29 protein-coding genes are annotated in these 19638 nt (G+C 62.0%); 24 read left to right on the forward strand and 5 right to left on the reverse strand.

Features of this window, described 5'->3' with window-relative positions; translation table 11 throughout:
- Both apaG and LY632_RS06560 read left to right on the forward strand, forming a co-directional pair.
- Entirely contained in the window at positions 1-402 is a 402-nt protein-coding gene (gene apaG, locus LY632_RS06555; protein WP_234092995.1) for a Co2+/Mg2+ efflux protein ApaG, read from the forward strand.
- 59 nt (positions 403-461) lie between these two features.
- Positions 462-1256, forward strand: a complete 795-nt coding sequence (locus LY632_RS06560; RefSeq protein ID WP_234092996.1) for a LysR family transcriptional regulator — start codon at positions 462-464, stop codon at positions 1254-1256.
- Between the two features lie 283 nt (positions 1257-1539).
- Here the strand turns inward: LY632_RS06560 and LY632_RS06565 are convergent, their stop codons facing one another.
- The 5 genes from LY632_RS06565 to LY632_RS06585 all read right to left on the reverse strand — a co-directional run bounded on the left by LY632_RS06565 (position 1540) and on the right by LY632_RS06585 (position 5189).
- On the reverse strand, positions 1540-2202 hold the full coding sequence (locus tag LY632_RS06565; protein ID WP_234092997.1) for a hypothetical protein: 663 nt from the start codon (positions 2200-2202) through the stop codon (positions 1540-1542).
- Between the two features lie 40 nt (positions 2203-2242).
- Complete coding sequence (locus LY632_RS06570) at positions 2243-2734, reverse strand: RES family NAD+ phosphorylase (protein WP_370636565.1); 492 nt, start codon at positions 2732-2734, stop codon at positions 2243-2245.
- 77 nt (positions 2735-2811) lie between these two features.
- A complete protein-coding gene (locus LY632_RS06575) occupies positions 2812-3150 on the reverse strand; it encodes a hypothetical protein (RefSeq protein ID WP_234092998.1) in 339 nt (112 codons plus the stop codon).
- Positions 3151-3152: 2 nt separating this feature from the next.
- Entirely contained in the window at positions 3153-4496 is a 1344-nt protein-coding gene (locus LY632_RS06580) for a hypothetical protein (protein ID WP_234092999.1), read from the reverse strand.
- A 75-nt stretch (positions 4497-4571) separates the two neighbouring features.
- Positions 4572-5189, reverse strand: coding sequence for a GNAT family N-acetyltransferase (locus LY632_RS06585; RefSeq protein ID WP_234093000.1), 618 nt, complete (start codon positions 5187-5189; stop codon positions 4572-4574).
- Positions 5190-5841: 652 nt separating this feature from the next.
- Here LY632_RS06585 and rpsL point away from each other — a divergent pair.
- The 22 genes from rpsL to rplF all read left to right on the forward strand — a co-directional run bounded on the left by rpsL (position 5842) and on the right by rplF (position 19637).
- Complete coding sequence (rpsL, locus tag LY632_RS06590; protein WP_006831873.1) at positions 5842-6213, forward strand: 30S ribosomal protein S12; 372 nt, start codon at positions 5842-5844, stop codon at positions 6211-6213.
- Positions 6214-6392: 179 nt separating this feature from the next.
- On the forward strand, positions 6393-6863 hold the full coding sequence (rpsG, locus tag LY632_RS06595; RefSeq protein WP_234093001.1) for a 30S ribosomal protein S7: 471 nt from the start codon (positions 6393-6395) through the stop codon (positions 6861-6863).
- A 128-nt stretch (positions 6864-6991) separates the two neighbouring features.
- Positions 6992-9124 (forward strand): elongation factor G, encoded by a 2133-nt coding sequence (fusA, locus tag LY632_RS06600; RefSeq protein WP_234093002.1) that lies wholly within the window; start codon positions 6992-6994, stop codon positions 9122-9124.
- Between the two features lie 92 nt (positions 9125-9216).
- Entirely contained in the window at positions 9217-10407 is a 1191-nt protein-coding gene (gene tuf, locus LY632_RS06605) for an elongation factor Tu (RefSeq protein ID WP_234093003.1), read from the forward strand.
- Positions 10408-10497: 90 nt separating this feature from the next.
- Complete coding sequence (locus LY632_RS06610; protein ID WP_234093004.1) at positions 10498-11229, forward strand: FkbM family methyltransferase; 732 nt, start codon at positions 10498-10500, stop codon at positions 11227-11229.
- A gap of 242 nt (positions 11230-11471) precedes the next feature.
- A complete protein-coding gene (rpsJ, locus tag LY632_RS06615; protein ID WP_006831877.1) occupies positions 11472-11783 on the forward strand; it encodes a 30S ribosomal protein S10 in 312 nt (103 codons plus the stop codon).
- 305 nt (positions 11784-12088) lie between these two features.
- Positions 12089-12895 carry a 50S ribosomal protein L3 gene (rplC, locus tag LY632_RS06620; protein WP_234093005.1) on the forward strand — a complete coding sequence of 269 codons (807 nt, stop codon included), beginning with the start codon at positions 12089-12091 and terminating at the stop codon, positions 12893-12895.
- A 3-nt stretch (positions 12896-12898) separates the two neighbouring features.
- Positions 12899-13522: a 50S ribosomal protein L4 gene (gene rplD / locus LY632_RS06625; RefSeq protein ID WP_234093006.1), complete on the forward strand. Its 624-nt coding sequence runs from the start codon at positions 12899-12901 to the stop codon at positions 13520-13522.
- Positions 13515-13826: a 50S ribosomal protein L23 gene (locus LY632_RS06630; protein ID WP_234093007.1), complete on the forward strand. Its 312-nt coding sequence runs from the start codon at positions 13515-13517 to the stop codon at positions 13824-13826. Before rplD ends, LY632_RS06630 begins: the two co-directional genes overlap by 8 nt.
- Before the next feature lie 11 nt (positions 13827-13837).
- Positions 13838-14674, forward strand: a complete 837-nt coding sequence (gene rplB, locus LY632_RS06635) for a 50S ribosomal protein L2 (protein WP_234093008.1) — start codon at positions 13838-13840, stop codon at positions 14672-14674.
- Positions 14675-14680: 6 nt separating this feature from the next.
- Complete coding sequence (rpsS, locus tag LY632_RS06640) at positions 14681-14956, forward strand: 30S ribosomal protein S19 (protein WP_234093009.1); 276 nt, start codon at positions 14681-14683, stop codon at positions 14954-14956.
- Entirely contained in the window at positions 14956-15333 is a 378-nt protein-coding gene (rplV, locus tag LY632_RS06645) for a 50S ribosomal protein L22 (RefSeq protein WP_234093010.1), read from the forward strand. Before rpsS ends, rplV begins: the two co-directional genes overlap by 1 nt.
- Position 15334: 1 nt before the next feature.
- Positions 15335-16030 carry a 30S ribosomal protein S3 gene (gene rpsC / locus LY632_RS06650; RefSeq protein ID WP_234093011.1) on the forward strand — a complete coding sequence of 232 codons (696 nt, stop codon included), beginning with the start codon at positions 15335-15337 and terminating at the stop codon, positions 16028-16030.
- A gap of 21 nt (positions 16031-16051) precedes the next feature.
- The gene (rplP, locus tag LY632_RS06655; protein ID WP_234093012.1) at positions 16052-16486 is read left to right on the forward strand and encodes a 50S ribosomal protein L16; all 435 of its coding nucleotides are present in this window, start codon (positions 16052-16054) and stop codon (positions 16484-16486) included.
- On the forward strand, positions 16486-16689 hold the full coding sequence (rpmC, locus tag LY632_RS06660; protein WP_234093013.1) for a 50S ribosomal protein L29: 204 nt from the start codon (positions 16486-16488) through the stop codon (positions 16687-16689). Before rplP ends, rpmC begins: the two co-directional genes overlap by 1 nt.
- A gap of 11 nt (positions 16690-16700) precedes the next feature.
- Positions 16701-16997 carry a 30S ribosomal protein S17 gene (gene rpsQ, locus LY632_RS06665; protein WP_234093014.1) on the forward strand — a complete coding sequence of 99 codons (297 nt, stop codon included), beginning with the start codon at positions 16701-16703 and terminating at the stop codon, positions 16995-16997.
- A 96-nt stretch (positions 16998-17093) separates the two neighbouring features.
- Positions 17094-17462 (forward strand): 50S ribosomal protein L14, encoded by a 369-nt coding sequence (rplN, locus tag LY632_RS06670; RefSeq protein ID WP_006831888.1) that lies wholly within the window; start codon positions 17094-17096, stop codon positions 17460-17462.
- Complete coding sequence (gene rplX, locus LY632_RS06675; protein ID WP_234093015.1) at positions 17462-17782, forward strand: 50S ribosomal protein L24; 321 nt, start codon at positions 17462-17464, stop codon at positions 17780-17782. Before rplN ends, rplX begins: the two co-directional genes overlap by 1 nt.
- Positions 17775-18365: a 50S ribosomal protein L5 gene (rplE, locus tag LY632_RS06680; protein WP_234093016.1), complete on the forward strand. Its 591-nt coding sequence runs from the start codon at positions 17775-17777 to the stop codon at positions 18363-18365. Before rplX ends, rplE begins: the two co-directional genes overlap by 8 nt.
- Positions 18366-18391: 26 nt before the next feature.
- Complete coding sequence (gene rpsN, locus LY632_RS06685; RefSeq protein WP_234093017.1) at positions 18392-18697, forward strand: 30S ribosomal protein S14; 306 nt, start codon at positions 18392-18394, stop codon at positions 18695-18697.
- 11 nt (positions 18698-18708) lie between these two features.
- Positions 18709-19104 carry a 30S ribosomal protein S8 gene (gene rpsH, locus LY632_RS06690; protein ID WP_234093018.1) on the forward strand — a complete coding sequence of 132 codons (396 nt, stop codon included), beginning with the start codon at positions 18709-18711 and terminating at the stop codon, positions 19102-19104.
- Positions 19104-19637, forward strand: a complete 534-nt coding sequence (rplF, locus tag LY632_RS06695; RefSeq protein WP_234093019.1) for a 50S ribosomal protein L6 — start codon at positions 19104-19106, stop codon at positions 19635-19637. Before rpsH ends, rplF begins: the two co-directional genes overlap by 1 nt.
- Position 19638: the final 1 nt, after the last annotated feature.

The raw sequence follows: 19638 nt of genomic DNA on the forward strand, positions 1-19638 counted from the left end.
ATGAAAGAACTGTTCCAGCACGCCGCCACCACCGAAGGGATCACCGTCCGCGTCGCGGTCAACTTCCTGCCGGAACAGAGCCGGCCGGCGCAGGGCAAGTGGTTCTGGGTCTATCACATCCGGATCGAGAACCACTCGCACGAGCGGGTCCAGCTGATCAGCCGCCACTGGCGCATCACCGACGGGCACGAGATGGTGAGCCACGTCGATGGCGAGGGCGTGGTGGGCGAACAGCCGGTGCTCGCCCCGGGCCGCAGCCACGATTACGTCAGCGGCTGCCCGCTGGCGACGCCGTTCGGCTCGATGGAGGGGTTCTACACCTTCCACCGCGAGGACGGCACCGCGCTGGAAGTGCGCATCCCGTTCTTCCCGCTCGCCGCGCCTGCCACTGCCGAGCGCTAACTCGCGGGGATTCTTCGCAGTTGCGGTAACCCCGACTCGCCACTAAATCCCGCCGCACGATGAAGCGGACCCACCTCCCCTTGAATGCCCTGCGCGTCTACGACGCGGCGGCGCGCCACCTCAGCTTTACCCGCGCGGCGGACGAGCTGGCGGTGACCCCGGCGGCCGTCGGCCAGCAGATCCGCGCGCTCGAGGATCACCTCGGCACCGTGCTGTTCCGCCGCACCTCCAAGGGGCTGGAACTGACCGAGGAAGGCGCGGCCGGGCTCGAGCCCTTGCGCGAAGGCTTCCTCAAATTCGAGGAATCGGTCCAGAACATGCAGGCCGGGCAGGCCAGCGACCGCTACACCATCGCCGCCCCGCGCGAATTCTACGCCCAGTGGCTCGCCCCGCGCCTCGCCGCCTATCGCGCGGCCAACCCCGGCATCCGCTACGCCCTGGTCGAGAACGAGCACGCCGACTTCACCGAAGCCAATCTCGACGTCGCCATCCGCCTGGTCGACGGCCCGGGCGAGCTGGAGGGCGTCGAACTCGCCCCCGCGCGCCGCGTGGTTATCGCCGCGCCGCATTACGAGGGCGAGGAATGGATCGACTGGCCGGGCGCCCCGCTGCCCGAAGGGGCCGAGCCGACCGTCGCCGTCAGCAACGCCGGGCAAGCGCTGAGCAGCGCGGTCGCCGGGCTGGGCAAGGCGGTGCTGCCCTGGCTGCTGGTCGAGGATAGCGTCACCGCGGGCAAGGCCAGGGTGCTGGAAGGCCCCGACGAAGGCCGCCGCGCCTACTGGCTGGTCGCCCCGCTGCCGCAATGGCGCCAGAAGAAGGTGAAGAGTCTTGTCGCTTTCCTGACGGAAAGCTGATTTTCGCACGGCCTCCGCCGTGCGATATCCTCGCTCACACGACCTGAAGGTCGCGTCGCTGCGGGCGCCCGGTCGGGCTTGCGGCTTGCTGGTCGCACGCCGATCGTTACGAAAACCCTGGCTATTTCCTTATTCGTCATCCCGGCGCAGGCCGGGATCCAGATACGGCATCGAGCATTCGCAGCGTCAGCTGGGCCCCGGCCTTTGCCGGGGCGACGCAAGATTGAGGGCAGGCACACCTTCTCCCCGTCTCCCTTTCCTCTGCGCCCTCTGCGAGAAACCCCTAACCTCCAGCCCCGTAGTCATCGCTCACCGCCTCGCCCGCTTGCGCCAGCCGGTCGGCGAAGTGGCGGGAGAGGGTGCATTCGCGGGTGTCGGCCCCCTCCTCCACCGCGCCGCCGCGGACCGGGCGGACCGAGGCGAGCACCTCGGCGCGGATGCGTTCGTAGACCGGGTGGCCGGGGCGAATATGCTCGGAATAGCGTTCGGGCCGGCGGTTGCGCAGGAAGAACATCACCAGCGCCTCGTTGTGCTTCATGCCATAGGTGACGATGCCGCCGTCGCGGTCGGTCTTCCATACGGGCACGCCCTCGATCGCGCGGGCGAGCGCACCGTCCTCCAGCCGCTGCACCCCGCGCTCGAGCGCGGCATCCCACGCGGCGCAGAACCCCTCGGCCCCGGGCCGCTGGCGCAGCTTGTAGAGCGCCTCCATCGACTTGCCGATATGCCGCGCGGCCTGGGTGACGATGCCGGTGGCGGCGAGATGCGCGATAAAGGCGCGCTGCCTCGCCGCCGTGATCGAGTTGCGCCGCGCCTGCTTGTGCGGGACGGGGGTAAAGGCGAGCAGCGGATCGGAGTCGTCCGGCGGCGGCGCGACATGGGCGACGGCGGAGGTGGCCTGGCGGGGGGTCTGGCGGAGGCAGAGGGGTTTGGTGTCGTCGGGCATGGCCCGCGGGGAGATTGCAGATTTTTGGGGTGTAGGAAAACTATTTTCCAGTCTGTCTGACAGATTGCTTCCAATCGACGAGGTTGATTGTGTCGGTACGAACAACCTCTATTTGGCCAGGTCTGATGTTCTCAGTTAATATGACCGTATTGGTGGCGGGCCAACGTGCGTTTGGTACGATAATTGCCTCAAACCCAAAGAAAAAAGCAGCTTCCCCAATAATTTGCGTAGTCGGATACTCTGCATTCTTTCGCACATACGAAAGCCTCCCATAGACCTCGCGATCGATACCCGCCCTTTCGAGATCGTCCAAACTGAGGCTCAACACGTTTGTGAGGCTCGCGTCAATTTCGTGGAGTTCCCTCGACAAGCCCTTCGTTGGGGGAATTGGCTGTCCGGCCGTGCTATGAAACCAAGACTCTGCTAGAGCTCCATCTTTCGAGTTAGAGGTGTATAGTACGTCGAAAGAGCCGTCATCCCAGCGTCCGCCGGACCTGCTTGGGCGAAGTGGGTCATACTGTGAGCGCACCACGCGCCAAAGTCTCCCTCGAAACTTTGTCGGTTCGAAACTTTCGATGAAGTCAAGAACGTCTTTATCTCTAGGACTTCTCAAAGATACGCCTCAGAATCCATTCGATCAATAATCGCAATTACCTCTTTTGGATCACCATGAACAATGACGTCAATAGCACGCCGATCTTCGAGTTGTGGATGAGGCTGATAAAGCCAGATACGAACTTCCGAGGGGTTGTAATACTGATCCAAACGACCGACGATATAATGAAGAGTCGCCAAGAGAAGTTGAGTTTTAGGCTGAGGAGAATAATCTCCTGATTTCCAGCGATGGACAGTTGCAGAAGATACATCAGTAAAATTTGCAATATCAACGCCTTTTAGCCCCCCATGTTCTTGGAGGTTATCTATAAAGTTCGCGAAAGTTGATGCCATTTTCATCGCCCCCCGCGGCTGATTCTCTTGGTAAATGCCGCCTCTGGGGCACGGGCAACCACAAGTCCACGGACCTTGTTTAGATTTTCTAATGTAGAGCGCATCTTTTCCAATTTCTCTGAGTGCTTTTCTAGACGTGCCACGAGTGACTCGTGTGCTTGCTCAAGAGTTTGATCCTTCCTCGGCTTTAGGTGGTCGACCACGGGGTTTAGGCCTTTTACCTGACGGGCATGTCGATCCAAGTCAGCAAGCTCACCTTCAATAAAAGCTTGAGGGCGCATCAGATCTGGAATTGAATTAATTGCGTCTAACTTCTTCAGTTCCTGTCTAATTGAATGCCTCCGAGAATTTGCAATCATAGCATTGAGATCACGACAGCAGTTCGGGTCTCGGCATACGATCAAACTTCTTCCACCCTTTGCTTTCGCCAATGCTGTGAGTTCTGGTACTGTGAACGATCGGTCTAGATCAGAAATGTAGACCCGCTTTGTGTTTCCGCCGCGTTTCTCTCCATCGTCGTCACTTTTTGCGCGGAGCCATGCACCTCCATCGAAACGCGAGTGCTCATCAACTCCATGTGCGATTCCGCTGACCGAGCCGAAGGCGAGGAGCGCCCTGCTAACCATGCCACCAACATGATCGAGTATGACCGGATGTCCAAAGTTATGGAAACGATCTAGGACCCCAATCAAAGCTCGAACAGCAGTTGGTGTTGCGTCGGTTCCGAATCCGGATAAGCGAATGTGAATGTTATCAAAGGGAAGCTCTGCGATGTGAGAAATGAGAGCCTCGCGAACGGCTTCATCCCGCAACTTCGTTTGGTCGATGATCAAAAGATAGTCGATCGCTACGTGTTGTCCTCCAGCAATATCAAGCTCTTGGCGCAACATCGAGCAAAGCATTACATCGGTCTGAAGCCAGGGATCGAGAACCCCAGCTTTAAGATAGTGAGAAGGCGAGAGAACCCTATCGAAGCCATTCTCTATAGCTTCCTCAGCTATTTGACGCACGAATTGCCTCGAGAAATCAGATGTGAAATCAGAGGGTTTCATCAAATGACCCTTCGCCCAAGGCGTCCTAGATGCCCAGCCTTCAAATTTGCCTACTGCGCCCAATTCTCCAGTTTTCGTATCAAGTGTAAGCTCTACGTTATCGTCGCGTAGTGTTTTCGCAAATTCAACTTGGTGACGCAGCCTAGAAGCATCAAACACAGCTCTAGCTATTGGGAGCGCACCTTCAGCATACAGCTGCGCTACCTGCGCGTGGTTTGCTTCTCCTACCCTCAAAAATAGGTCTGCAGGAGTTTTTCGTCCGGTGGAGCCGGGCATCGGTATGACATTGCTCATGGCCCCTTATTGCATAAACTTTCCACAAATGCAATCTATGAAAATGTAATGCGAAAATGTTGGGTTGTCCGACCCTCACCCCCCAAACACATCCCGCAACCCCTCCGGGTCGCACTCCTCCCGCAGCCGCCGCAGGGCTTCCTCCACCTCCAGCGTGAAGCTCCGCGTCAGGCCGTCGCCGCCGGTCGGGCGGGCGCCCAGGCCTTGCGCGAAGGCGATGGCGGTGCGGTTTTCGCTCAGCGTGTCGACGTGGAATTCGGCGATGCCCTCGGCCTGCGCCTCCAGCAGCAGGGTGGCGGTGAGCAGGCGACCCACGCCCTTGTGGTGCCAGGCGTCGAGCACGGCGACGCTGAACTCGGCGCATTCCGGGTCGTCCTCGGTGCGGAAGGCGTGGACCGCGCCGATCGCCTGGCCCTGGCAGCGGGGCCGCTCCCCCGCCGCGTGGTCGCTGGCGATGGCCCCCCAGGCGAGGTGCGTGTCGCCGTCGACGTCGAGCAGCCGCTCGATCACCCAGTCGGGCGGGGTCTTCATGCCGCTGAAGAACCGCAGATAGCGCGACTGGGGCGACATCTGCGCAATCCCCTCGCGCATCAGCGCCCCGTCCTCCGGCGTGATCCGGCGCAGGCACACCGGCTGCCCGTCCGCCAGCGCGGTGTGGATGACCGGGGGGAGGGGCGGGGTGCTCGCGATCATACTGTGGGGTGGGGTATAGCATGGAGTTTGCCAGAAGGCGTTGCGCTTTTGGCTTGAGTTTTTGTGTTCCGCACGCCCTCCGGCGTGCGATTTCCTCGCTCAAGGGGCCTGCGGCCCAATCGCTGCGGGCGCCCGGTCGGGCTTGCGGTCGGCTGGTCGCCGACCGTGCTCCGCCACCCGGCCAAGTGTGTCGTTCGTGGCGGGCCTTGAGGTCTGTTGGAATGCTTGACCGCGCGCCGATTCTCCACTAAGGGCGCCGCCAACCGGGGCAGGCCTTGTGTCTTCGTCGGTCAATAGAGCTGAACATTGCCGGTCAGTCCCGGGGGCCAGTCGCTGTTGCGGCGTGGCTCTTTTCTATTGGGGTTCGACCTGGTCCGTGAGCGATCCCAGCTTTCGCTGGGATGACGGATTGGGGTGAAACTTTGGGGCAGCCGTCAAAGTAACCCGGTGGCCGTGTGGCGGTTGGGTGGAGTGATTCAGTTTGGCGTCATCCCGGCGAAAGCCGGGATCTCGTGCCGCAAGCACCGCGCTTGCGGAGAGCGGTCCCAGCTTTTCCCTGCCTTCGCAGGGACAGGCGCTGGGCCGACGGCGAACTTCTTCTCTCCTCCCTTCTGCCGCTAGTCGCCGCCACAACACGGTGAAGAGAGAACTCATGCCGACGATCAACCAGCTGGTCCGCAAGGGCCGCGTTCCGCAGAAGGCCAAGTCCAAGGTCCCTGCGATGGAGCAGAACCCGCAGAAGCGCGGCGTCTGCACCCGCGTCTACACCACGACGCCGAAGAAGCCGAACTCCGCTCTGCGCAAGGTCGCCAAGGTGCGCCTGACCAACCAGCGCGAAGTCATCTCCTACATCCCGGGCGAAGGCCACAACCTGCAGGAACACAGCGTCGTGCTGATCCGCGGCGGCCGTGTGCGCGACTTGCCGGGCGTGCGTTACCACGTCCTGCGCGGCGTGCTCGACACCCAGGGCGTCAAGGACCGCAAGCAGAGCCGCTCGAAGTACGGCGCCAAGCGTCCGAAGTGATTTCGCGCCGGCCTCGCCTTGCAGCACCCGTCATCCCAGCGAAAGCTGGGACCGCGTGCCCCCAGGTCGAACGCCGGATGGGAAGTTTTTGAGACCGAGCGCCAGTGGCCAACGATCCCAGCTTTTGCGGGGATGACGTTTCAAGAGGTCGCTACGCTCCCGAGTCTGGAGTTTTAAGAATGTCACGTCGTCGTCGTCCCGAGAAGCGGGAAATCCTGCCTGATCCCAAGTTCGGTGATCAGGTCCTGTCGAAGTTCATGAACAACCTGATGCTCGACGGCAAGAAAGCCGTCGCCGAAGGGATCGTCTACACCGCGCTCGACACGGTCGAAGCCAAGGCCAAGGCGAACCCGATCGAGCTGTTCCACACCGCGCTCGACAACATCAAGCCGCAGGTCGAGGTGCGCAGCCGCCGCGTCGGCGGTGCGACCTACCAGGTACCGGTCGAGGTCCGTCCCGAGCGTGCCCAGGCGCTGGCCATCCGCTGGATGATCACCGCCGCCCGTGCGCGCTCGGAAACCACCATGGCGGCCCGCCTCTCGGGCGAGCTCATGGATGCGGCCAACAACCGCGGCAACGCGGTCAAGAAGCGCGAAGACACGCACCGGATGGCCGAAGCCAACCGCGCCTTCTCGCATTATCGCTGGTAAGGGTGTGCAACTCCCCGTTCGTGCTGAGCTTGTCGAAGTATGAACGGGGCTGGGGCAGACTTTAAGTAGTCACACTCGTCACTATATGGGGCGCAACCCAGTCCGCCCCCACATTCGAGGAATTCCACATGGCCCGCGAGTATCCGCTGGAGCGTTACCGCAATATCGGCATCATGGCCCACATCGATGCCGGCAAGACCACCACCACCGAACGCATCCTCTACTACACCGGCAAGTCCTACAAGATCGGCGAAGTCCATGACGGCGCCGCCACCATGGACTGGATGGAGCAGGAGCAGGAGCGAGGGATTACAATCACTTCCGCCGCGACCACGACCTTCTGGACCGCCGAGGATCCGACCATGGATCCCCGCTCGAACCCGGAAGACCTGCGTGCGAACCAGCCCAAGCACCGCATCAACATCATCGACACCCCCGGCCACGTCGACTTCACCATCGAAGTCGAACGCTCGCTGCGCGTGCTCGACGGTGCCGTCGCCGTGTTTGACGGCGTCGCCGGCGTCGAACCGCAGTCCGAAACCGTGTGGCGCCAGGCCGACAAGTACGGCGTTCCGCGGATGTGCTTCATTAATAAACTGGATCGCACCGGAGCCGACTTCTACTACTGCGTCCAGTCGATCATCGACCGCCTCGGCGCGGTGCCGCTGGTGCTCTATCTCCCGATCGGCGCTGAAAGCGACCTCAAGGGCGTGGTCGACCTCGTCAACATGCGCGGCATCGTGTGGCAGGCCGAAGACCTGGGCGCGAAGTACGAGTTCATCGACATTCCCGCCGACCTCGCCGAGAAGGCTGCCGAATATCGCGAAAAGCTGGTCGAAACTGCCGTCGAGCAGGACGACGACGTGATGGAACAGTACCTCGAAGGCAACGAGCCTGACGCGGCGACGCTCAAGAAGCTGATCCGCAAGGGCACCATGGCGCGCGACTTCGTGCCCGTGGTGTGCGGTTCGGCGTTCAAGAACAAGGGTGTCCAGCCGCTGCTCGACGCCGTTGTCGACTACATGCCGAGCCCGCTCGACGTGCCGGCGATCAAGGGCGTTCTGCCCGACAGCGACGAGGAAGCCGAGCGCCCCTCGAGCGACGATGCCCCGTTCTCGGCGCTGGCGTTCAAGATCATGAACGATCCCTTCGTCGGCTCGCTGACCTTCACCCGCATCTATTCGGGCAAGCTCACCAAGGGCCAGGTCCTGAACTCGGTGAAGGACAAGAAGGAAAAGATCGGCCGCATGCTGCTGATGCACTCGAACAACCGCGAGGACATCGAAGAGGCATTCGCCGGCGACATCGTCGCGCTGGCAGGCATGAAGGACACCACCACCGGTGACACCCTGTGCGATCCGGCCAAGCCGATCATTCTCGAGCGGATGGAATTCCCCGAGCCGGTGATCGAACTGTCGGTGGAACCGAAGACCAAGGCCGACCAGGAAAAGATGGGCGTTGCGCTCAACCGCTTGGCTGCCGAGGATCCCTCGTTCCGCGTTTCGACCGACCACGAATCGGGCCAGACGATCATCAAGGGCATGGGCGAACTGCACCTCGACATCCTCGTCGATCGCATGAAGCGCGAGTTCAAGGTCGAAGCCAACGTCGGTGCGCCGCAGGTGGCCTACCGCGAGTATCTCGCGCGTCCGGTCGAAGTCGATTACACCCACAAGAAGCAGTCGGGCGGCTCGGGCCAGTTCGGCCGCGTCAAGGTCAAGGTCGCCCCGGGCGAGCGTGGCCAGGGCTTCGTCTTCGAAGACAACATCAAGGGCGGCAACATCCCCAAGGAGTACATCCCGGCGATCGAAAAGGGTTTCCGCGAGCAGGCCGAAAGCGGCTATCTCGTCGGCTTCCCGATCATCGACTTCACCGTGGAACTATATGACGGTGCCTACCATGACGTCGACTCGAGCGCGATTGCGTTCGAAATCGCCGGTCGCGGAGCGATGCGCGAAGTGGCCGAGAAATCAGGCATCAAGCTGCTTGAGCCGATCATGAAGGTCGAAGTGGTGACCCCCGAGGATTATCTCGGCGACGTCATCGGCGACATCAACAGCCGTCGCGGCCAGATCCAGGGCACCGACACGCGCGGTAACGCCCAGGCCGTCGAGGCCATGGTGCCGCTCGCCAACATGTTCGGCTACGTCAACGAACTGCGCTCGTTCACCCAGGGCCGCGCCCAGTACACGATGCAGTTCAGCCATTACGACGAAGTCCCGGCAAACGTCGCGGCCGAAGTCAAGGAGAAGCTTGCCTAAGGCGAGCGATACGTCTAGGGGCGGCGCCTGTTTCGGCGGGTGCCGCACCTCTCCCGCACAGATTCAATTTTCAAGCAGAGGTTATTTGAAAAATGGCTAAGGAAAAATTCGAGCGGAACAAGCCGCACTGCAACGTCGGCACCATCGGTCACGTTGACCACGGCAAGACCACGCTGACCGCGGCGATCACCAAGGTGATGGCTGAAACCTACGGCGGTTCGGCCGTTGATTTCGCCAACATCGACAAGGCTCCGGAAGAGCGCGAGCGCGGCATCACCATCTCGACCGCACACGTCGAGTACGAAACCGAAGCGCGCCACTACGCCCACGTCGACTGCCCGGGTCACGCTGACTACGTCAAGAACATGATCACCGGTGCCGCCCAGATGGACGGCGCGATCCTGGTCGTGAACGCTGCCGACGGCCCGATGCCGCAGACCCGCGAGCACATCCTGCTGTCGCGTCAGGTCGGCGTGCCGGCGCTGGTCGTGTACCTGAACAAGGTCGACCAGGTCGACGACGAAGAGCTGATCGAGCTCGTCGAAATGGAAATCCGCGAACTGCTCAGCGACTACGACTTCGATGGCGACAACATTCCGATCGTCAAGGGTTCGGCTCTGGCCGCTCTTGAAGGTCGCGACGACAACATCGGCAAGGACTCGATCATCGAGCTGATGAAGGCCGTTGACGCCCACATCCCGCAGCCGGAACGTCCGGTCGACAAGCCGTTCCTGATGCCGATCGAAGACGTGTTCTCGATCTCGGGTCGTGGCACCGTGGTCACCGGTCGCGTCGAATCGGGTATCGTGAACGTTGGCGACGAAGTCGAAATCGTCGGCATCAAGGACACCCAGAAGACCGTCGTCACCGGCGTCGAGATGTTCCGCAAGCTGCTTGATCGCGGCGAAGCTGGCGACAACATCGGTGCCCTGATCCGCGGCGTCGCCCGTGAAGCGGTCGAGCGTGGCCAGGTCCTCTGCAAGCCCGGTTCGGTCAAGCCGCACACCGAGTTCAGCGCCGAAGTCTACGTGCTGTCGAAGGACGAAGGCGGCCGTCACACGCCGTTCTTCGCCAACTACCGCCCGCAGTTCTACTTCCGCACCACCGACGTGACCGGCGAAGTGATCCTTCCCGAAGGCACCGAAATGGTGATGCCGGGCGATAACGTGTCGATCGGCGTCAAGCTGATCGCCCCGATCGCCATGGACGAAGGCCTTCGCTTCGCTATTCGCGAAGGCGGCCGCACCGTCGGCTCGGGCGTCGTTGCCAAGATCACCGTGTGATCTGACAACACACGCGCAAGCGATAGAAGCACCCTCTCCCGGCAAAGGGAGGGGGTGTTTTCTTATGGACGCGGGTGGTAGCTGGCAGCCATGAACCTGCTCACCCGCATTTCCGGTCGTCTACAGACCCGTGCCAGCCAGCTTCTGGTCGGGGCAGGGCAGGCGATTTCGGGCAAGCATCACGGCGATGGCTGGTGCGGCATGACCGCGCTGGGAGCCCGAACCGTGCTCGACATCGGTGCCTGTGGCGGGGAACTGGCAGAACGCGAATTGCTCGCGGCGTTTCCGCAGGCGCGGATCCATTGTTTCGAACCTCACCCGGTCAGCTTCGCCCGGCTAGAGAAGGTCGCCGCCCGCAACCTTCGCATCCATGCTCACCATATTGCGCTGGGGGATAGCGAAGGGATGGTGGACATGCAGTTCAACCCGAACTCGCCTTCCTCATCCTCATTGCTGACGCAAACCGAAGAGAGCGTTGCCCTGTTCCCGGCGCTGGCAGAAACCGTCACGACCCCGGTCCGTCAGCGCAGGCTGGATGAATGGGCGGCAGAGCAGGGTGTGCCACTACCGGGTCCTTTGGTGATCAAGATGGATGTCCAGGGGTTCGAGGCGCATTTGATCACCGGTGGCCGGGAGACGCTCAGCCAGTCTGCGGGGATCGTTCTCGAAGTCTGTGTGAGCCCGCTTTACCAGGGGCAGGCCAGTTTCGCAGAGCTTCACGGGCTCCTGACGGACCTCGGTTTTCGCTTTGCCGGGACTCGCGACCAGTTCTTCGGGCAGCAAGGCGAAGTGATCTATCTGGATGCCTGTTTTCTGCGCTGATCGCGCTGACGCAAAAATGTAGGAATAGGGGCTTGCCCAGAATCGGTGTTGCCCGTATAGGCGCGCCCAAGCCCGCTCCCGAGCGGGCAAAATTTTTTCCAATCCGTCGGTTCGGTTTGGCCCCTCGACAAGAGATCAGGTCAGGCGGAAGCTATGGATTGGGTGAGATAATTGAAACCGCCGGAACGGCAGGGTGACCTGACGTGCCGGTGATTTTTGGCTCTTTCGCATCGGTGCAGGTTATGGAAGCTCAGAATATCCGCATTCGCCTCAAGGCGTTCGACCACCGCGTTCTCGACCAGGCCACTGGTGAGATCGCCGACACGGCCCGCCGGACCGGCGCGCTTATTCGCGGCCCCATTCCCATGCCGACGCGCATCGAGAAGTTCACCGTGAACCGCGGCCCGCACATCGACAAGAAGTCGCGCGAGCAGTTCGAGGTGCGTACGTACAAGCGGTTGCTCGACATCGTGCAGCCCAACGCCCAGACGGTCGATGCTCTGATGAAGCTCGATCTGGCCGCTGGCGTGAACGTCGAAATCAAATTGGCCTGAGCCAATTTGCCGAAGCCCCCGCGAAAGCGGGGTCTCTGTCCTCCTGGTGGGACGCTAAATATGACCAGAGACTTTCAGGGGCTCCAACGGCCCCGCTGATCCAGCAGGATCGGCAAGACATTGGGATACCGCCGGACTTGTCCGGGTCTGCGTCCCCCGTCTCGCTCAACCGGCCCGGTGGCCGTGCGAGCACTCAGCCCGGACGGGGCGATGCATCAAATTCGGGTTGAATGGATCTGTCCACCTTGGGCGGGTCCGCAAGCACCAGGGGATGGGCCTCTGGTGCCTCTGTTAGGAGTTTGACGATGCGCACTGGCGTGATCGCAAAGAAAGTCGGGATGACCCGCCTGTTCCAGGAGGATGGACGTCACGTTCCCGTGACCGTTCTGGCCCTGGAAGATTGCCAGGTCGTGTCCCACCGCACCGCAGACCGTGACGGCTACGTCGCGCTGCAGGTCGGTTCGGGTGTGGCCAAGCAGAAGAATGTCAACAAGCCGCAGCGCGAGCATTTTGCCAAGGCCGAAGTCGGCCTGAAGCAGAAGGTTGCCGAGTTCCGGCTCGAGAGCGAAGACGCGCTGCTGCCGGTCGGTTCGACCATCAGCGCAGAGCACTTCGTTGCCGGCCAGATGGTCGACGTCACCGGCCACACGCAGGGCAAGGGTTTTGCCGGTGCGATGAAGCGCTGGGGCTTCGGCGGTATGCGCGCGACGCACGGCGTCTCGATCAGTCACCGTGCTCACGGTTCGACCGGTAACCGCCAGGATCCGGGCCGCGTGTTCAAGGGCAAGAAGATGGCCGGCCACATGGGCGACCGTCAGCGCACCCAGCAGAACCTCGAAATCGTTCGTACCGATGCCGAGCGTGGCCTTCTGTTCGTCAAGGGTTCGGTTCCGGGTGCCAAGAACAGCTGGATGCTGGTTCGTGACGCCGTGAAGCTGCCGCTTCCCGCCGACGTGCCGTTCCCCGGTGTCGTCCTCGACAAGAACGCGCCGAAACCGGAAGCCGACGAGCCCAAGCTCGCCGACCAGGTCGAAGCAGCGGACACCGTCGCTGAAGAAACCGCTGCTGCCGAGGCCGAAGCGCCCGCCAGCGATGAAAACAAGGAGGGCTGATCCGTGAAGGTGAAGGTCCAGAAAATCGACGGCAAGGCTGCCGGTGATGTCGAGCTCAACGATGCCGTGTTCGGTGTCGAGCCGCGCGCCGACATCCTCCACCGCGTCGTGACGTGGCAGCTCGAAAGCCGCCGCGCCACTGCCCGCCCGACCCGTGAGCGTGCAGACGTTGCCCGCACCGGCAAGAAGTTCGGTCGCCAGAAGGGCGGCGGTACGGCTCGTCACGGTGACCGTGCAGCTCCGATCTTCATCGGCGGCGGCAAGGCCCACGGTGCGCGCAAGCGCGACTTCAACCCGTCGCTGAACAAGAAGATCCGCGCTCTTGGCCTCAAGATGGCACTCAGCACCAGGGCGAAAGCCGGTCTGGTCGTCGTCGACAGCCTCGAGCTCAAGGACGCCAAGACCAAGGCGCTTGTCGAAACCTTCGGCAAGAACGGCTGGAACGGCAAGGTCCTGGTGATCGACGGTGAAACCGTGAACGAAGGCTTCCGCATGGCAGCCGGCAACATCCCGGGCGTGAATGTGCTGCCGGCGATGGGTGCCAATGTTTACGACATCCTGAAGCACGACACGCTGGTCCTGACCAAGGACGCTGTCGCCAAGCTGGAGGCGCGTTTCAATGGCTAAGTCGAAGCAGATCGATGCCCGTCATTATGACGTGATCGTTGCCCCGCACATCACCGAGAAGTCGACGCTGCTGTCCGAGCACAACGCGACGGTCTTCAAGGTGGCAGGCGACGCGACCAAGTCGCAGATCAAGGAGGCCATCGAGGCCATCTACGATCGCAAGGTCGCTGGCGTGAACACGATTGTCGTCAAGGGCAAGACCAAGCGCTGGAAGGGCAAGCCCTACAAGCGCACCGACATGAAGAAGGCGATCGTGACGCTGGCCGACGGCCAGGATCCGATCGACTTCACCAGCGCGATCTGAGGGCAGGAACCATGGCACTCAAGAACTACAACCCGACCAGCCCCGCACGCCGCGGCCTGATCCTCGTCGACAAGTCGGCGCTCTACAAGGGCAAGCCGGTCAAGGCGCTGACCGAAGGCAAGCGCAAAACGGGTGGCCGCAACAACAAGGGCCACGTGACCTCGCGCGGCATCGCCGGCGGTCACAAGCAGAAGTACCGTTTCATCGACTTCAAGCGTCGCAAGTGGGACGTCGAAGGCACTGTCGAGCGGATCGAATACGATCCCAATCGCACCGCCTTCATCGCGCTCATCAAGTACGCCGACGATGAGCTGGCCTACATCATCGCTCCGCAGCGCCTCGCTGTCGGTGACAAGGTGATCGCGGGCGAGAAGACCGACACCAAGCCGGGCAACGCCATGTTGCTGGGCCAGATGCCGGTCGGCACGATCTGCCACAATGTCGAGATGAAGCCGGGCAAGGGCGGCCAGATCGCCCGTTCGGCCGGCGCCTATGTCCAGCTCGTCGGTCGTGACCGCGGGATGGTCATCGTTCGCCTCAACTCGGGCGAGCAGCGTTACCTGCGCGCCGATTGCATGGGTACGGTTGGCGCGGTGTCGAACCCCGACAACCAGAACCAGAATTTCGGCAAGGCCGGCCGCACCCGCTGGAAGGGCCGTCGTCCGCTGACCCGCGGTGTCGCCAAGAACCCGGTCGATCACCCGCACGGTGGTGGCGAAGGCCGCACCTCGGGTGGCCGTCATCCGGTTACTCCGTGGGGCAAGCCGACCAAGGGCGCCCGGACCCGCAACAACAAGGCGACGGACAAGATGATCATCCGCTCGCGCCACGCGAAGAAGAAGAGGTAATCCGACATGGCTCGTTCCGTCTGGAAAGGTCCCTTCGTCGAACTCAGCCTTCTCAAGAAGGCCGAGACGGCACAGGAAAGCGGTGGCCGTGCGCCGATCAAGACCTGGTCGCGTCGCAGCACGATCCTGCCGCAGTTCGTTGGCCTGACGTTCAACGTCTACAACGGCCACAAGTTCATCCCCGTCTCCGTTTCGGAAGAAATGGTCGGTCACAAGCTCGGCGAGTTCGCACCCACGCGCACTTTCCCGGGTCACGCTGCCGACAAGAAGGGCAAGCGCTAATGGGCAAGGCAAAAGCACCCCGCCGCGTCGGCGATAACGAGGCTCTGGCCGTCGGCACCACGATCCGTGGTTCGGCACAGAAGCTGAACCTCGTTGCCGCGCTGATCCGTGGCAAGAAGGCCGAAGAAGCGATGAACATCCTCGCTTTCTCGAAGCGGGCGATGGCACGCGATGCGAGCAAGGTGCTCGCTTCGGCAATCGCCAATGCCGAAAACAACCACGACCTTGACGTCGACGCTCTCGTCGTCGCCGAGGCTTCGGTCGGCAAGTCGATCACCATGAAGCGGTTCCACACCCGTGGCCGCGGCAAGAGCACCCGCATCCTCAAGCCGTTCAGTCGGCTGCGGATCGTCGTGCGCGAAGTGGAAGAGGCGTAAGATGGGCCAGAAGAGCAATCCGATCGGTCTGCGCCTGCAGATCAACCGCACCTGGGACAGCCGCTGGTACGCCGAAGGGCGTGACTATGCGCAGCTGCTCAAGGAAGACATCGAGATCCGCAACTACATCATGGAAAGCCTGCCCCAGGCAGCTATCTCCAAGGTTGTGATCGAGCGTCCGGCCAAGCTGTGCCGCGTTTCCATCTATGCCGCACGCCCTGGCGTGATCATCGGCAAGAAGGGCGCCGACATCGAGAAGCTGCGTTCGAAGCTCGCCACGATGACCGCCAGCGAAGTGAAGCTGAACATCGTCGAAATCCGCAAGCCGGAAATCGATGCCAAGCTCGTCGCCCAGGGCATCGCCGACCAGCTGATCCGCCGCGTCGCCTTCCGTCGCGCCATGAAGCGCGCCGTGCAGTCGGCTCTCCGCCTTGGCGCGGAAGGCATCAAGATCGTCTGTGGCGGCCGTCTCGGCGGTGCTGAAATCGCCCGCGTCGAGTGGTACCGTGAAGGCCGCGTGCCGCTGCACACGCTGCGCGCCAACGTCGATTACGCAGAAGCTGAAGCTCTGACCGCTTATGGCATCATCGGCATCAAGTGCTGGATCTTCAAGGGCGAGATCCTCGCTCACGATCCGACCGCACAGGACCGTCTGATGATGGAAGCGCAGACTTCCGGCGTGCGTCCGGCTCGCTGATTGCAGGATTAGGAAAGAACCATGCTGCAACCGAAGAAAACCAAGTTCCGCAAGGCGTTCAAGGGCAAGATCCATGGCAACGCCAAGGGCGGCACCACGCTCAACTTCGGGTCCTATGGCCTGAAGGCGATGGAACCGGAGCGTCTGACCGCGCGTCAGATCGAAGCCGCCCGTCGTGCCATCACCCGCGCCATCAAGCGTCAGGGCCGTCTCTGGATCCGCGTCTTCCCGGACGTGCCGGTCTCGAAGAAGCCGGCCGAAGTGCGTCAGGGTAAGGGCAAGGGCTCGATCGAATACTGGGCTGCCCGCGTCAAGCCGGGTCGTATCCTGTTCGAACTCGACGGTGTTCCCGGCCCGATCGCCGCGACCGCGTTCGAACGCGCCGCGATGAAGCTGCCGATCAAGACCAAGGTCGTTGCCCGTCTCGGCGACACCTCGCACCTGGGAGGCGAATAATGGCTAAAGTCGAAGACCTGCGCCAGAAGAGCGACGACCAGCTCGCCGAAGAGCTCGTCGAGCTGAAGCGCGAGCAGTTCAACCTGCGCTTCCAGGCGGCAACCAACCAGCTGGAGAAGCCGGCCCGCATCCGCGAAGTCCGCCGCTCCATCGCCACCATCAAGACGCTGCAGGGCGAACGCGCCCGCGCCGCGAAGGCTTGAGGAGTTAGACAATGCCGAAGCGTATCCTGATCGGGACTGTCACCTCCGACAAGACCGACAAGACCGTGACCGTGCTGGTCGAACGCAAGGTGAAGCACCCGCTCTACGGGAAGATCATCCGCCGTTCGAAGAAGTACCACGCGCACGACGAGAACAACGAATACACCCTGGGCGATGTCGTCCGCATCGAAGAGACCAAGCCGATCTCGAAGACCAAGACCTGGCTCGTCAAGGACCGCGTGACCGCGGGCGGCGTGCAGGCGGTCGAGGCCGATCTCGATGTGGCCGAAGCCACCCCGGGCAACTGACCCTTCGACGGGCTCAGGACAAGTTTAGACGGTAGGAACTGCCGGGCCCCAGTCGGTTTGGGTGTCTCGGCAAGCCAGTGAGAAGGAACCGGATCGATGATCCAGATGCAATCCAATCTCGACGTCGCGGATAACAGCGGCGCCAAGCGCGTCCAGTGCATCAAAGTACTGGGTGGCTCGAAGCGTCGCACCGCGAGCGTCGGTGACGTGATCGTGGTTTCCGTCAAGGAAGCCCAGCCGCGCACCAAGGTGAAGAAGGGCGATGTCCATCGCGCTGTCATCGTGCGCACGAAGAAGGACGTCCGCCGCCCCGATGGCAGCGTGATCCGCTTCGACAGCAATGCCGCCGTGCTCGTCAACAAGAACGAAGAGCCGATCGGTACCCGTATCTTCGGCCCGGTGGTGCGCGAACTGCGCGGCCGCGGGTTCATGAAGATCATCTCGCTCGCACCGGAGGTGCTGTAATGGCTTCCGCCAAGATCAAGAAGGGTGACAGCGTCGTCGTCCTGTCCGGCAAGGACAAGGGCAAGACCGGCACCGTCGCGAAGGTCATGCCGAAAGACGGCAAGGTCGTCGTCGAAGGCGTCAATGTGATCGCCCGTCACCGCAAGCCGAGCCAGGCCAACCCGCAGGGTGGCATCGACCGCTTCGAGGCGCCGATGCACATCGCCAAGGTTGCCGTGGCTGACCCGAAGACCGGCAAGCCGACCCGCGTCCGTATCGAAGAGAAGGACGGGAAGAAGGTTCGCGTCGCCGTGAAGAGTGGGGAGACCATCGATGGCTGATAAGTCGAACGCCCCGGCCCCGCGCATGCGTGCCAAGTATGACGACCAGATCGTCAAGGCGATGACCGAGAAGTTCGGTTACAAGAACCGCATGGAAGTGCCGAAGCTGGAAAAGATCACGCTCAACATGGGTGTGGGCGAAGCCAGCCAGGACAAGAAGAAGGTCCAGACGGCTGCCGAGGAAATGGCGCTGATTGCCGGCCAGAAGCCGGTCATCACCAAGGCCAAGAAGTCGATCGCGCAGTTCAAGCTGCGTGAAGGCATGCCGATCGGTTGCAAGGTCACCCTGCGCCGCGAACGCATGTACGAATTCCTCGATCGCCTGGTGACCATCGCGATGCCGCGTATCCGCGACTTCCGTGGTCTCAACCCCAAGTCGTTCGATGGCCGTGGCAATTATGCCATGGGCCTGAAGGAACAGATCATCTTCCCGGAAATCTCGTACGACCAGATCGAGAAGGTTCGGGGCATGGATATCATCGTGACCACCACCGCCAAGACGGACGAAGAAGCGCGCGAACTGCTGCGCCTGTTCGGTTTCCCGTTCCCGGCGGAAGCGTCTGAAGAGAAGGAAGCGGCGTGAGCCGCTAACAGAGGAACTTAAGTCCAATGGCGAAACTGAGTTCGATCAATAAGAACGAAAAGCGCAAGAAGCTCGTCGCGCAGTACGCTGCCAAGTACGAGAAGCTGAAGGCAATTGCGGATGACAAGTCGCTCGACGAAACCGAGCGTCTGATTGCGCGCCTGAAGATGGCGGAACTGCCGCGGAACGCTAACCCGACCCGCGTGCGCAACCGCTGCGCCACCACCGGCCGCCCGCGCGGCTATTATCGCAAGTTCGGCATCAACCGTATCGAGCTGCGTAATCTCGGCAACAAGGGCCTGATTCCGGGCCTGACCAAGTCGAGCTGGTGAGGAATCGATAGATGGCTATGACCGATCCCCTGGGTGATATGCTCACCCGCATCCGCAACGGCCAGCGTGCGAAGAAGGACAGCGTCCTGTCGCCCGCGTCGAAGCTGCGTGCAAATGTCCTCGAAGTGCTCCAGCGCGAAGGCTACATCCGTGGCTACAGCGACGACGCTTCGGGCAAGCACCCGCAGCTGCGCATCGAGCTGAAGTATTTCGAAGGCGAGCCGGCGATCAAGCACGTCGCTCGCGTCTCCAAGCCTGGCCGCCGGGTCTACTCGGGTTCGAAGGAACTCCCGGTGATCCGCAACGGCCTCGGCATCACCATCGTCTCGACGCCCAAGGGCGTGCTTTCCGACGCGGAAGCCCGTTCGCAGAACGTCGGCGGCGAAGTGCTGGCGGAGGTGTTCTGATGAGCCGCATCGGCAAGAAGCCGGTCGCGATCCCGAGCGGGGTCGAGGCCAAGATCGAAGGCGATACGCTGACGGTCAAGGGTCCCAAGGGCACCCTGTCCATGGGCCTGACCGACCTGATCGAGTACAAGCTCGAAGACGGTGAAATCAGCGTCAAGCCGGCGAACGACACGCGCGCTGCGCGCAATCACTGGGGCATGCAGCGCACCCTGGTGTCGAACCTGGTCGAAGGCGTCACCGACGGCTTCACCAAGATCCTCGACATCAAGGGCGTCGGCTACCGCGCCAATGCGCAGGGCAAGAACCTCAAGCTGCAGCTCGGCTACAGCCACGACGTCGATCTGGCCGTTCCGGAAGGTCTCGAAGTGAAGACCCCGGACCAGACCACGATCGAGATTTCGGGGATCGACAAGCAGGCCGTCGGCCAGTTTGCCGCCGAAGTCCGTCGCTGGCGCAAGCCGGAGCCGTACAAGGGCAAGGGTATCGCCTATCGCGGCGAATACATCTTCCGCAAGGAAGGGAAGAAGAAGTAAG

The organism is Erythrobacter sp. SDW2, assembly GCF_021431965.1.
Lineage (GTDB): Bacteria > Pseudomonadota > Alphaproteobacteria > Sphingomonadales > Sphingomonadaceae > Parerythrobacter.